We start from the raw sequence: 12,597 nt of genomic DNA on the forward strand, positions 1-12,597 counted from the left end.
CACCTCGCTCCGGGGCCCAGGGAGAGTTTGCCATGACCCGCCACATCAACGCCGGATGGTCCACGATCGCTGTGGCCGCGCTGATTTGCAGCACGGCCCTCGCCGAGCCTCACAAGAGCCCACCGATCTTCGATCGCATGGACGTGTTCGACCTCGAGTACGCCGACGATCCGCAGGTCTCCCCCTTCGGCGACAAGGTGATCTACGTCCGCCGGGCCAACGATGTCATGCAGGACCGCACTGCGGGCAGCCTCTGGGTGATCGACGTGGAGTCAGGTGCCCATCGCCCACTGGTCACGGGTGAGGGCAGCGTGGGCTCCCCGCGCTGGTCGCCCGACGGCGAGCGCCTTGCCTACGTGGCCGGCAGTGACGCCGGCCCGGTCATTCGCGTGCGCTGGCTCGACAGCGGTGAGACCGCCGCCGTTGCCACCCTCGACAGCAGCCCCGAAGGCCTCATCTGGTCGCCGGACGGCCGCCATTTGGCCTTCGCCATGGACGTGGACGCCTCTACGAAACCGCTTGCGGCGCCACCCGCGGCTCCCGAGGGCGCTGAATGGGCGCCCGGGGCGAAGTACATCGATCACACGTACTATCGCGCCGACGGTGCTGGAATGTTGCAACCGAGATTCACTCACGTATTCGTCGTTCCCGCGGACGGCGGGACGCCGCACCAGCTCACCGACGGCGACTTCAATCATGGCGCGCCCGTGTTTACCCCAGACGGCAGCGCCGTGCTGTTCTCCGCCGATCGCAGTGCGGACTGGGACCAAGATCCACAGGAGAGCGAGATCTGGTCTTTGCGCCTTGAGACCGGCGCGCTCACCCAACTCACCGCTGATCGGGACGGCCCAGACTTCAGCCCCCGCCCGTCACCGGACGGCCGCCAGATCGCCTACCTGGGTTTCGACGACGAGCGCCTCAGCAGCCAGCAGACGCGCCTTTACCTAATGAATGCTGACGGTAGCGAATCACGTCCCCTCACGGCGGATTTCGATCGCTCCGTAGGCAATATCCAGTGGGGCGACGACGGCAATCTCTGGTTCCAGTTCGATGACCACGGCCGCACCCAAGTCGCAGCGATCCGTCCCGACGGCAAGGACCGGCGCGTAGTCGCCGAGGGCCTCGGCGGCACCACCCTCGGCCGTCCCTACACGAGCGGCAGCTTCTCCGTTGCAGGCGGCACGATCGCCTACACGAGCGGCGGCGGCGCCCAGCGTCCCGCTGATATCTACGTGCGCCGCGGCGAGCGCGAGCTGCGCATGACCGCGCTAAACGAGGACCTCCTCGGCCATCGCACGCTAGGCCGGGTGGAGCGCCTCGCCTGGAAGTCGAGCGCCGACGAGCTGGAGATCGAGGGCTGGCTGGTCTATCCGCCGCACTATCAGAAGAACGAGACCTACCCGCTGATCCTCGAGATCCACGGCGGCCCCCACGCGGCCTACGGGCCGGCGTTCTCCTCGGAGGCTCAGCTATATGCGGCGGCCGGGTACGTCGTGCTCTACACCAACCCGCGCGGCAGCACGAGCTACGGCCAGGCCTTCGCCCAGGAGATTCACCACGCCTATCCAAGTAAAGACTACGATGATCTGATGTCCGGCGTGGACGCCGTCATCGCCCGCGGCATCGTCGATGAACATCGGCTGTACGTTACCGGTGGCTCTGGAGGCGGAGTACTGACCGCGTGGATAGTGGGCAAGACCGACCGCTTCCGAGCCGCCGTGGTGGCCAAGCCCGTGATCAACTGGCTCAGCTTCTCCCTCACCGCGGATGGCTACCCATACTTCACCCGCTACTGGTTCGCCTCCATGCCCTGGGAGGACCCCGACAGTTATTGGGTGCGCTCACCGCTCTCGCTGGTGGGCAACGTGAAGACACCGACCATGCTACTTACGGGCGAGCAAGACTTTCGCACGCCTATCTCGGAGAGCGAACAGTACTATCAGGCACTGAAACTGCGCGGCGTGGACACGGCGATGGTGCGTATCCCGGGCGCTTCCCACGGCATCGCCCGCCGACCCTCACAGCTGATCGCCAAGGTGGACAACATCCTGGCCTGGTTCGCGCGGTACTCGGGGAAAAGCGAGGCGGCGCGTTAAGCGGGGCCGATCACCCCGGCGATGAAGCTCCCCACCGCACGGGCCTCCTCCAGGCACACGGAGTGGCCCATCGCGTAGCGCTTCCAAGTAACGGCGTAGCCGCGTTTCGCCAAGGCGTCGCGCGCAGCCTCGCCGAGGGCGACAGGAATCGTTGGGTCCTGGGCGCCATGAGCGGCGAAAATCGGCGGTGCATGCGGACCACCCTCAGGCAGGGCGCAGGCCAAGCCACCCGCAAAGGGCAGATAGCAGGAGAGGGCTACTACGCCGGCCAGCGGCTGGGTTCGGCGCAGGCCCGCGTAATAGGCGAGAACCCCCCCTTGGGAGAATCCCGCGAGCACGATCTTCGAGGGCGGCACACCCCGTTCGATCTCGGCATCGATCAAAGCGTCGATAGCAGCGGCACTCTCGCGAATGCCGTCCTCATCCTGCTGGTTGAGGCGGTCGAGGGAGTAGATGTCGTACCACGCGCGCATGACAAAGCCGTTGTTGATGGTCACGGCGCGGTGGGGCGCGTGAGGGAAGACGAAGCGCAGCAACAGGCCCTGCGGCAGATCGAGCTCAGGCACGATCGGCTCGAAATCGTGACCGTCGGCGCCTAGCCCGTGCATCCAGATGACGCTGCCCGCCACTGGCTCGTCGGCTTCGCCGCTCGAACTGCGCGGTGCATCACCACCGCCTCGATACGCCAATTCGATCCGCTCTAACAAGGCCCGCTCCCCCGGGATCTGCCTTCGCGTGCGAAGTATAGCCGCCAGCGCCGGCAAATCTCCTCCTAATCGCAGCCCCACAGGCCGGTTGTGTATGCTTCAAACGCTACGGTTCCGCCGGGAGTGCACTGAATGATCTGGAAGTCTGCCCCAAGCCTCGAGCAACTGAACGCAATGTCGCACGACACGCTTCTCGCGCACCTTGGAATCACCTTTACCGCCATCGGTGAGGATTACCTGTGCGCCACAATGCCCGTAGATAGGCGCACGCGGCAGCCCTTCGGTCTCCTTCACGGTGGGGCGTCGGTGGTGCTGGCCGAGAGCCTGGGCAGTACGGCGGCGAGTCTGGTGGTGGGCCCCGATAGTCCCTGCGTGGGTCTGGATATCAACGCCAACCACGTGCGCGGCGTCCGAGACGGCATCGTGACCGGCCGGGCATCGCCCAAACACCTCGGCCGCAGCACCCACGTCTGGCAAATCGATATCGCTGACGGGCGGGAGCGCCTGGTGTGCACCAGTCGTCTCACCATGGCCGTCCTCGGTGCGGTGGCCACTTCGTGAAGGTGCAACAGGGACTCGTCGTCGCCCTCCTGCTGGCCTTCACGGTCAGCGCCTGCGGCCAACGTGGTGTCCTTTATCTCCCAGGAACCCCGGATCCGGCAGAACAGACCCAAGGCGGGCCCGCGGAGGATGAGGAGCGCGACGAGGAGCCGGGCGCCTGATGGCATCACTTGTGGATGACGCCTTCGTCTCACACGACGGCACCTTGCACTGCGAAGGGGTGAGCCTCGCGCACCTAGCCGCGCGCTTCGGCACCCCCTGCTGGGTCTACTCCAAACGCATGCTGCTCGACGCCTGGCGCGCCTACGATCGGGCCTTCGGCGTCCATCCGCACCTTGTCTGCTACGCGGTGAAGGCGAACGGCAACATCGCCCTGCTGCAGCAGCTGGCCAGCGTCGGGGCGGGCTTCGACATCGTCTCAATCGGAGAACTGCAGCGAGTACTCGCCGCCGGTGCCGACCCTGCACGAGTGGTCTACTCCGGCGTCTGCAAGACCCCCGAAGACCTCACCATCGCCCTCGCCCGCGGCATCCGTTGCTTCAACGTGGAGTCTGAAGCAGAGCTAGACACGCTCGGCGAACTTGCCGCGCAAGCCAGCGCGCAGGCGCGAGTCGCCATCCGTGTGAATCCCAACATCAGCGTCGACACGCACCCCTACATTGCCACGGGCCTCAGCGATCACAAGTTCGGCATACCGATCGCCGAGGCCCCCGCGCTCTACCGGCGCGCCGCTCAACACCCAGGCCTGCAGGTGAGCGGGATCGCCTGCCATATCGGCTCACAGATTCGCCAGCTCGACGCCTTCTCGAGTGCAGCGGGGGCACTGGTGACGCTCGCTGACGAGCTCGAAGCAACAGATGACATCATCATTGATCACCTCGATCTTGGGGGCGGCCTCGGCCTGAACGGGGATCAAAACCAGCGCACGCCAGGCATTGATGCCTATGTGCAGTGCTTGGTGAAGGCAGCGGGTCAGGGAAGCCGTGGACGCGAGATCGTGATCGAACCGGGGCGCTCCATCGTCGCCGAGGCAGGCACCCTGTTGACACGAGTGCACTACGTGAAACGCAATGGCGATCGCACCTTCGCCCTAACCGACGCCGGCATGAACGACTTCTTGCGCCCTGCCCTCTACGGGGCCGAGGTACCTGTGGCGCCTGTCCATGCGGCGGGCGAGGGTTGCCTGCCTGTGCGCTGCGATGTCGTCGGCCCCGTTTGCGAGAGCGCGGACTTCATCGCCCGCGACCGCGCCCTGCCCCTGGCGCCGAAGATGCTTCTGGCCGTGGGTGAGGCCGGCGCCTACGGGGCGAGCATGAGTTCACACTACAACGCCCGGCCAAGGGCGGCGGAGATTCTCGTGGACGGCCTAGATGCGCACCTAGTACGCGAGCGCGAGCCGCTGGAGGCGTTGATGCGCGGTGAACATCTTCTACCGGCACGGAACGCTGGCCTTGGCACCGGCAGCGCAGGCTAGTGGGTCGCTTGGTAAACAAGGTAACGCTCAGTCTGCGTAGGGGCAGCGTCGGCAAGGCGCGTCGCGCAGCCAATGGCATCGCCATTGGCAAGCGATGCAACGCCGCGGACGCTGCCCCTACGCAGACCCGAAGGGCGAGTAGCGCTGAGCGTCACCTTATTTACCAACCGGCCCACTAGGCACCCCAATCATGGCAGCGAGCACGAGCAGCAAGGCCGGTCAAGGCCAACGGAACACCCTCTATCTCATCGATGGGTCCTCTTACCTTTACCGCGCCTTTCACGCCTTGCCCCCATTGACCAGCGCCGATGGACGCCCCACGGGAGCTGTCTACGGCGTGGTTAATATGCTCAATAAGTTTCTCCAGGAGACCGAACCGACGCACATCGCCGTACTGTTTGACGCCCGCGGCAAGACCTTTCGCGACGACATCTACGCCGAGTACAAGGCCCAACGTCCATCCATGCCCGACGATCTGAAGGTGCAGATCGAACCTCTGTATGCCACGGTCCGCGCCCTTGGAATGCCCATCGTGCAGGTTCCCGGAGTGGAGGCAGACGACGTCATTGGCACCCTGTGTACACAGGCCCGCACAGCCGGGTGGAAGACAGTGGTATCTACTATCGATAAGGACATGGCCCAGCTGGTCAACGACGACGTACGCTTGGTCAACACCATGTTCGATACGCAACTCGACCGTGAGGGTGTGATCGCGAAGTTTGGCGTACAGCCGGAACAAATCGTGGACTACCTGGCCCTCGTTGGCGACACCTCTGACAACATACCCGGTGTGCCCGGCGTTGGACAGAAGTCCGCCGCGGGTCTGCTCGGTACCTTCGAACACTTAGACGGCATCTATGCCAATCTGGATAGGCTTGCCGAGGCCAAGGTGCGCGGCGCCAAGCGAATCGGCGAGAAACTCTCGGAGCATCGCGAGGATGCCTATCTCTCCCGTCAGCTCGCGACTATCCGCTGCGATCTCGATCTGGAGGTGAACGCGACGGGCCTTGCCCGCGAAGCGCCCGACGTAGGCGCGCTGCGCACGCTTTACACAGAGCTTGAGTTCGGTACCCTGCTTCGCCAGCTACCCCACGATGCACCTGGCGCCAGCCACGCCCAGCCCTCCGCGCCCCACGGCGAGCAGACGAGTGAGCGGTCGCTGCAGCTGGTGAGCGATGAGGCAACCCTCAAAGACCTAACGTCAACACTCACCACGCAAGCTCGCATTGCCCTCGACGTGCACACGCTACGACCGGAGCAGCAGTCCGCGGCGGATCTCGTCGGCATCTCGGTCGCGTGGGAAGGTGGCGCTCGGGTAGCGTACTTACCGACGGCGCACCGCTACCCAGGCGTGCCCGATCAACTGCCCGTGAATGCCCTGATCGAAGCCTTGCGCCCTCTTTTGGAGGGCACACCCTCACTGGTCGCCCACGACGCGAAGCGGGTCCGGCACGTGCTCGCCTACTGGAATGTGGCGGCAACCGCTATCGACAGCGATCTCATGCTCGCCTCCTACGTGGTCAATAGCACCACGGGGCGTCATTCACTCGATGAGCTCGGCCTGAAGTACGGTGGCCTGGCCCTGGATGACTATGTGTCCATCGCCGGCAAGGGAGCTAAGCAACTCGGCTTCGACGAGCTTGAGATCGAGCGTGCGGCCGAGTGGATCGCGCCGCGAACGGCCGCCATGCTGAGTTTGCACGACACGCTGATCGGACAGCTCGAGGCAACGCCCGCACTCGCCAATCTCTACCGCGACCTCGAATTGCCTTTGGCCGAGGTGCTCCGTCGCATGGAAGCACGAGGGGTTCTGGTGGATGCCGAGCAGCTGGCCGAACAGGGCAAGGAGATCGGTGCGCAGCTGAAGACGCTCGAGACTCGGGCCTTCGAGGAGGCCGGTGAGACCTTCAACCTAGGCTCACCAAAGCAACTGCAGGAGATCCTCTTTGGCAAGCTCGGCTTGCCAGTGAGTCGCAAGACACCGAGCGGTCAACCGTCTACAGCGGAAGATGTGCTGGAGGAGCTGTCGCAAGACTTCGCTTTACCTCGACTGATCCTTGAGCACCGCGCGTTGGCAAAGCTCAAGTCCACCTACATCGACAGCCTGCCGCGAGTCGCATCGGAGCAGGACGGGCGTGTACGCACGACCTACCACCAGGCGGTGGCGGCCACCGGACGCCTGTCGTCCGCAGACCCCAACATGCAGAACATCCCCATCCGACGACCGGAGGGTCGACGCATTCGTCGCGCCTTCGTGCCTGCCCCAGGATGGCGGCTGATCTCCGCGGACTACAGCCAGATCGAGCTACGCATCATGGCCCACCTGTCCGACGACGAGAACCTGGTGCGCGCGTTTGCCGAGGATCGTGATATTCACCAGGCTACCGCCGCTGAGGTCTTCGGTGCGCTCAGCGTTGAGGAGGTTACCGCCGATCAGCGCCGTTCGGCGAAGGCGATCAACTTCGGGCTGATCTACGGCATGTCACCTTTCGGGCTGGCGCGTCAGCTGGGCATTCCTCAGTCAGCCGCCCGTGAGTATGTCGATCGCTACTTCGAGCGCTACCCCGGCGTGCGCAGGTTCATGGACGACACGCGTGCCCAAGCGCGTGAGGACGGGTACGTGGAGACGGTGTTCGGGCGGCGGCTGTATCTGCCGGAGATCAATTCGCGTAACTACCAGCGCCGCCAGTACGCGGAGCGCAGCGCGATCAACGCGCCGATGCAGGGCACCGCCGCAGATATCATCAAGCGCGCCATGATCGCCGTGGAGCAGTGGCTGAGCGACGAACACGCTCGCGATGCCCGCCTCATCATGCAGGTACACGACGAGTTGGTGGTCGAGGTTAGCGAGGACGCCGTCTCGGACGTGAGCAGCGGGCTCGTGCGGAGGATGAGCGGCGCCGCTGAGTTGGCGGTACCGCTGAAGGTCGAGGCGGGGGGCGGCAGGAACTGGGAAGAGGCCCACTGATAATTTTTGCGACGCGGGTGGAACTCTTCGGTGCCTACCCGCATCTATATCTGTGAGCGTTGTTAGTGCGCTTGCCCGTTGTTCTCCCTAGACGGGCTCCGCGGCCTGGCTTTCCCCGGCCAGGCGCGACACCGCTGACCCCGGTGGCTGTAATTCCCCTGCAGCCACCGGGGTTTTTTTCCCAGAGTTCATGCGCCAGGTCAAGTCGATCGTCGGGCCTGAATCGAATTGGCTAGATCGGCCGAATCCCCCTCCAACCATCGGCGCGTCACCTGGCGAGCCTCGTCGACACCAACCCGACGCAGCCCAGAGAACAGTTGAACGCCTACGCCCTCGCCGAGTTCGCGCCGCACGGACGTCAGGGTGCGCGTGGATTCGTTGCGGTTGAGCTTGTCGGCCTTTGACAAGAGAACATGAATCTCCGGCTTGTGGGCTTGCGCGAAGGCGAGCATCTGCCGGTCGAAGGGTCCGAGGGGGCGACGCGCGTCCATGATCAACATCATGCCAACCAAGGAGCGACGCTGAGCGAAGTAGCTTTCCATGAGCTGTGCCCACTGCGCTTTCACCTTAGGCGGCACCTGAGCGAAACCGTAGCCCGGCAGGTCGGCGAGGCGACCGAGGTCTTGGAGATCGAAGAAATTGATGAGCTGCGTGCGGCCGGGCGTCTTGCTCGTCCGGGCCAGCCCGCGGCGATTGGTAATCGCATTGATAGCGGTTGACTTGCCGCAATTCGAGCGTCCCGCGAACACCACTTCACGACCGGAATCGTGAGGGAAACCCCTGACCTCGGCGGCGCTGGTAAGAAAATTTGCAAGTGGAAGGGATGGGCTCCCGGTCGCGTTCATGGGCGCCCCCTTTGCTGTACAATTCGCGCCCCGTGGCGCACCGCAACGATATCGGAACGGAGCATTAAAGAGTATGCATATAGCAGCAAAGCACTGTGCAGTTGCCTTGGTCACCGCCTCTGCCCTGCTGATGGGAGCCGCCCATGCCGCCGGCTCGCCAGAAGCCGGTCAGGGTAAATCCGCTGTTTGCGCTGCATGCCACGGCGCCGATGGCAACAGCTTCAACCCAGAGTGGCCCGCGCTCGCCGGTCAGCATGCGTCCTACATCATTACGCAGCTTGAGTGGTTCCGTTCGGGCAAGCGCCAGAACATGTTGATGTCGTCACAGGCGGCGAATCTTTCTGACGAGGACATCAAGGACCTCGCCGCGTACTTCTCCAGCCAGACGTTGAAGGTCCCGGGTGCCGTGGAGGGAACAGTCACGAAGGGTGAAAAGCTCTATCGCGGCGGCAATGCCACCACGGGACTGGCCGCTTGCATGGGATGCCACGGGCCGTCAGGGCGAGGTAACCCCGGCGCCTTGATGCCAGCCGTAGGCGGTCAGCAGGCGACCTACACTGCCAACGCACTCAAAAACTACCGCTCGGGTGAACGCGAACACCCGATCATGAGTGCGATCGCCCAGCGATTGACGGATGCGGAAATCGACGCCCTCGCCGGGTACCTGCAGGGCCTGTACTAAGACTCATGCGGGTACCTGCGGCGGCCCCCAGGCCTTACGTGGCGGGGCCGCCGAACTTCCGCCGGCCGCCGCCGTCAGAGCTAGCGACGACCCAGGGCGGCACCCGATCGCCCATTGTTCAGGGAGACAGAATATGAAGTTCCTCGCCGGCCTGACCCTGGCCGCCCTCACCGCCTTCTCCGGCGCCGCCTGTGCTGAGCAGGCGCCCACACGGCTCGCCCAGGCACTGTTCCAGGAGGGTGTGCACTTCGAGCGCCTACCCCAGGCCCAGCCGACCTCCAGCCCCGCAGGCACCGTGGAGGTCACCGAGTTCTTCATGTACAGCTGCCCGCACTGCTTCAGCTTCGAGCCGCACGTAGAGAACTGGCTAGAGCGCAAGCCGGCGAACGTCAATTTCGTTCGCGTGCCAGCCAGCTTCAATCGCGTCGCCGAGCTGCATGCGAAGGCCTACTACGCGGCCGAGAGCCTAGGCGTGCTCGAGGACGTGCACGGGGAGTTTTTCCGCGAATTCCACGTGCGCAAGAACCGACTGATGACGCCGAAAGCGCTAGGCGCGTTCTTCGTCGAGCAGGGAGTGGATAAAGCTGCCTTCGAGAAGGCTATGGCTTCATTCCCCGTGGATGCGAAGCTGAAGAAGAGCAACACGATGGCGGAACGCTACCGCCTGCAGAGCGTGCCTTCCGTGTACGTCAACGGTAAGTACCGCACAGACGCTAGCATGGCGGGCAGCTACCCTAATCTGCTGCGCGTGATCGACTATCTCGTCGCCGTGGAAAGTGCGAGCGACACGGAGGATGCGTCCGCTAGCGTCAGCGCCCCAGCAGGCAACGACGGGCGCGGCTAGGCGCCCGCCCTTATTCGCGGCGGGGTGGCCTCAACCGCTCCGCCGCGATTCGCCACTGCCCAGCGCCGTCCTGACGCCAGTACTGGCGGTACCAACCGCCTGACGTATCGCCGTAGCTAGCCACGACCAGATCCGGTGTGGAGGGATCCTGAATCAACGCCAGACGCCGCATCTCGGGGGCGTCGGCCGCCTCCTCAACGATCGGTCGAGCGCGGCCAAGGGCCAGCGCGGGCGATTCGTAGAATGCTGCCAACGCAGCATCGTCACCGCCCAGAGCCCACACCCTCAACCACTGCTCGATGCGCTCCCCTAACGTGGCGGCATCCGGTACGGGCGGCCCCGCTACGCTCCAAGGCACGCGCTCGACGATTACCACCGGCGTTCGCCGTGGTGCCAAGCGCTTCGCCATCCATTGGATGTCTGGGTTCGTCAGGGCCACGCAGCCATCGCTGTCGAGCGGGGGCCGCGAGTAGGTCTGCGCCGGCACGCCGTGAATCCAAATGCCACGCCCCGTACGCTGCGCTCGCCGGTCCCATGCGTTGGGGTAGTCCAGGGGAAACGCGTGAGCACCGTAGCGCTCTGCCAGGCCCTCCTCATCCATTCGGCTGAGCGTGAAGTAGATGCCCAAGGGCGTGCGCTCATCGCCCTCCATGTTCTTACCCGGGCCACGGCGCCCAAGAGACGCGTACAGGTCACGCTCCAGCCGCAACCCCTCTGGCTCATTGCGGAAGAGAAACAATCGCGAGCTTGAGGTCTCCACCACTATCAGGTGACGAATCGATCTGTCGAGGGCGAGCACAAACGGCACCGAGGAGGGTACGGGGTAGTCTCGATGGCGCCACCGTTGAACAGCCTCATGCGCAAGCAGCGAGGTGTCGTCCGTCGAAGAGCTCCTGTGCGACGGCGCCGCTGACGCCAACCAGCGCGCCTGCAGCAGCGCCATCGTGGAGGCGTCGTGCGCAGCGCGCAGATCCTCTCGCAGGGCGTCGAGCAGTGCAAAACCGCTCACCGTGGACGCTAACGTATTCGAAAGCTCGATGGCTTGCTTGCGATCACCGGCGCTCACCGCGTCAAGAATCCTGAGCAAGCCCTGCTCCGTCGGTGCCAAGCTATCGAACACCGACTGCTGTGCCGATTGCTCCAGCGCCGCGCCTGCGCTTGGCGCTGCCTCTAGGGCGATGAACAAAAATGCTAGGTTGCAGGTGACGTAAGCGACGGCTCTATGCATAGGGCGAGATGAGCTCAGAACAAATCGAGTTGCGGCTCACTCTGCGATGCGCGCGTGAGCCGTGCAAGTAGGGATGGTGGCACGGCGAAGGCCGTGGCATCCAGGCGCGTGCGATCGGCCGAGTCCGTCAGGCCGAAGCGGACACGGGCGAGGTCGAAGCGCCGCGCAATCAGCTTCGCCAGCACACCCTGTCCCGCCTGGCGGCGCCCCCATCGAGCATCGTACAGGCGGCCGCCTCGCATGCCCCGCACGGCGTTCAACACGCGCCCCTTGCGGTCGGGGTAGTGTTGCTCCAGCCAATCCTCGAACAAGGCGGCCACCTCGTGGGGTAAGCGCAGGATCACGTAGCTGGCGCCGATGGCGCCGGCCCGGGCCCCGGCCCGCAGAATGTCCTCGAGCTCTGCGTCATTCACAAAGGGGATGATCGGCGCGGCCAGTACGCTCACCGGCACCCCCGCGCCAGCCAGGGTCTCGATGATCTGCAACCTCCGCTGGCCACTGCTGGCGCGCGGCTCCAGCTTGCGCTTCAGGTCAGCACTCAGGGTCGTGACGCTGATCGCCACGTTGACTAACCGCCGTGCCGCAAGCTCGGTGAGCAGATCGAGATCGCGCTCGATCAATGCACCCTTGGTGACGATGGAGACGGGATGGCGACAGGCCAGCAGGGTCTCCAGTACCCGGCGCGTCACACCGTAGCGACGTTCAATGGGCTGGTAAGGATCGGTACTCGCGCCCAGGGCGATGGGCGCGCAGCGGTAGGACGGGCTGGCTAGCTGGCGCAGCAACACCTGATCCGCGTCCGCCTTCCAGACGAGCTTGGTCTCGAAGTCGAGGCCGGGCGAGAGATCCAGATAAGCGTGGGTAGGGCGCGCGAAGCAGTACACACAGCCGTGTTCACACCCGCGGTAAGGATTGACCGTGCGATCGAAGGGCAGGTCTGGCGACCTGTTGAAGGTGACGAGAGTGCGCGGCACCTCCCGGCGCACTTGGGTGTGCGGAGCGCGCTGCGGCTCGGGCACGGTCCAACCATCGGGAGTTGTCTCATGCTGAATCGCGAGAAAGCGCGGTTTGGGCGAACAGGTCGCCCCACGACCGCTTACAACGCGAGCGTCCGTCATCTTCGCCACCTCGTGGATCACTGATTATCTACACAGTACCAAGAAATGAGCGAACGTTGAGGACGCGGCGCGTG

General features: G+C 64.6%; 11 protein-coding genes. 7 read left to right on the plus strand and 4 right to left on the minus strand.

The genetic code is table 11. From position 1 onward, the window contains the following. Positions 1–32: 32 nt before the first annotated feature. Entirely contained in the window at positions 33–2,096 is a 2,064-nt protein-coding gene (locus AAGA68_03070; GenBank protein ID MEM9384014.1) for a S9 family peptidase, read from the plus strand. Here the strand turns inward: AAGA68_03070 and AAGA68_03075 are convergent. Next, a complete protein-coding gene (locus AAGA68_03075; protein ID MEM9384015.1) occupies positions 2,093–2,803 on the minus strand; it encodes a dienelactone hydrolase family protein in 711 nt (236 codons plus the stop codon). The genes AAGA68_03070 and AAGA68_03075 overlap by 4 nt on opposite strands. Positions 2,804–2,935: 132 nt before the next feature. Here AAGA68_03075 and AAGA68_03080 point away from each other — a divergent pair, with 132 nt between their 5' ends. The 4 genes from AAGA68_03080 (at position 2,936) to polA (ending at position 7,806) form a co-directional block, all read left to right on the plus strand. Beyond that, on the plus strand, positions 2,936–3,364 hold the full coding sequence (locus tag AAGA68_03080) for a hotdog fold thioesterase (GenBank protein ID MEM9384016.1): 429 nt from the start codon (positions 2,936–2,938) through the stop codon (positions 3,362–3,364). Beyond that, the gene (locus AAGA68_03085) at positions 3,361–3,525 is read left to right on the plus strand and encodes a lipoprotein (protein MEM9384017.1); all 165 of its coding nucleotides are present in this window, start codon (positions 3,361–3,363) and stop codon (positions 3,523–3,525) included. Before AAGA68_03080 ends, AAGA68_03085 begins: the two co-directional genes overlap by 4 nt. Beyond that, positions 3,525–4,838 (plus strand): diaminopimelate decarboxylase, encoded by a 1,314-nt coding sequence (lysA, locus tag AAGA68_03090; protein MEM9384018.1) that lies wholly within the window; start codon positions 3,525–3,527, stop codon positions 4,836–4,838. The genes AAGA68_03085 and lysA overlap by 1 nt, the downstream gene beginning before the upstream one ends. A gap of 190 nt (positions 4,839–5,028) precedes the next feature. Continuing rightward, complete coding sequence (gene polA / locus AAGA68_03095; protein ID MEM9384019.1) at positions 5,029–7,806, plus strand: DNA polymerase I; 2,778 nt, start codon at positions 5,029–5,031, stop codon at positions 7,804–7,806. A 200-nt stretch (positions 7,807–8,006) separates the two neighbouring features. Here polA and yihA read toward each other — a convergent pair whose 3' ends face one another. After that, positions 8,007–8,651 carry a ribosome biogenesis GTP-binding protein YihA/YsxC gene (yihA, locus tag AAGA68_03100; GenBank protein MEM9384020.1) on the minus strand — a complete coding sequence of 215 codons (645 nt, stop codon included), beginning with the start codon at positions 8,649–8,651 and terminating at the stop codon, positions 8,007–8,009. Between the two features lie 73 nt (positions 8,652–8,724). Here yihA and AAGA68_03105 point away from each other — a divergent pair, with 73 nt between their 5' ends. Continuing rightward, on the plus strand, positions 8,725–9,333 hold the full coding sequence (locus tag AAGA68_03105; protein ID MEM9384021.1) for a c-type cytochrome: 609 nt from the start codon (positions 8,725–8,727) through the stop codon (positions 9,331–9,333). A gap of 133 nt (positions 9,334–9,466) precedes the next feature. Beyond that, on the plus strand, positions 9,467–10,177 hold the full coding sequence (locus AAGA68_03110; protein MEM9384022.1) for a thiol:disulfide interchange protein DsbA/DsbL: 711 nt from the start codon (positions 9,467–9,469) through the stop codon (positions 10,175–10,177). A gap of 10 nt (positions 10,178–10,187) precedes the next feature. Here AAGA68_03110 and AAGA68_03115 read toward each other — a convergent pair whose 3' ends face one another. Then, positions 10,188–11,405 carry a L,D-transpeptidase gene (locus AAGA68_03115; GenBank protein ID MEM9384023.1) on the minus strand — a complete coding sequence of 406 codons (1,218 nt, stop codon included), beginning with the start codon at positions 11,403–11,405 and terminating at the stop codon, positions 10,188–10,190. Positions 11,406–11,419: 14 nt separating this feature from the next. Then, positions 11,420–12,523: a PA0069 family radical SAM protein gene (locus AAGA68_03120; GenBank protein ID MEM9384024.1), complete on the minus strand. Its 1,104-nt coding sequence runs from the start codon at positions 12,521–12,523 to the stop codon at positions 11,420–11,422. Positions 12,524–12,597 lie beyond the last annotated feature (74 nt).

This window comes from Pseudomonadota bacterium (assembly GCA_039193195.1).
In the GTDB taxonomy this organism is placed as follows: Bacteria; Pseudomonadota; Gammaproteobacteria; order Steroidobacterales; family JBCBZW01; genus JBCBZW01.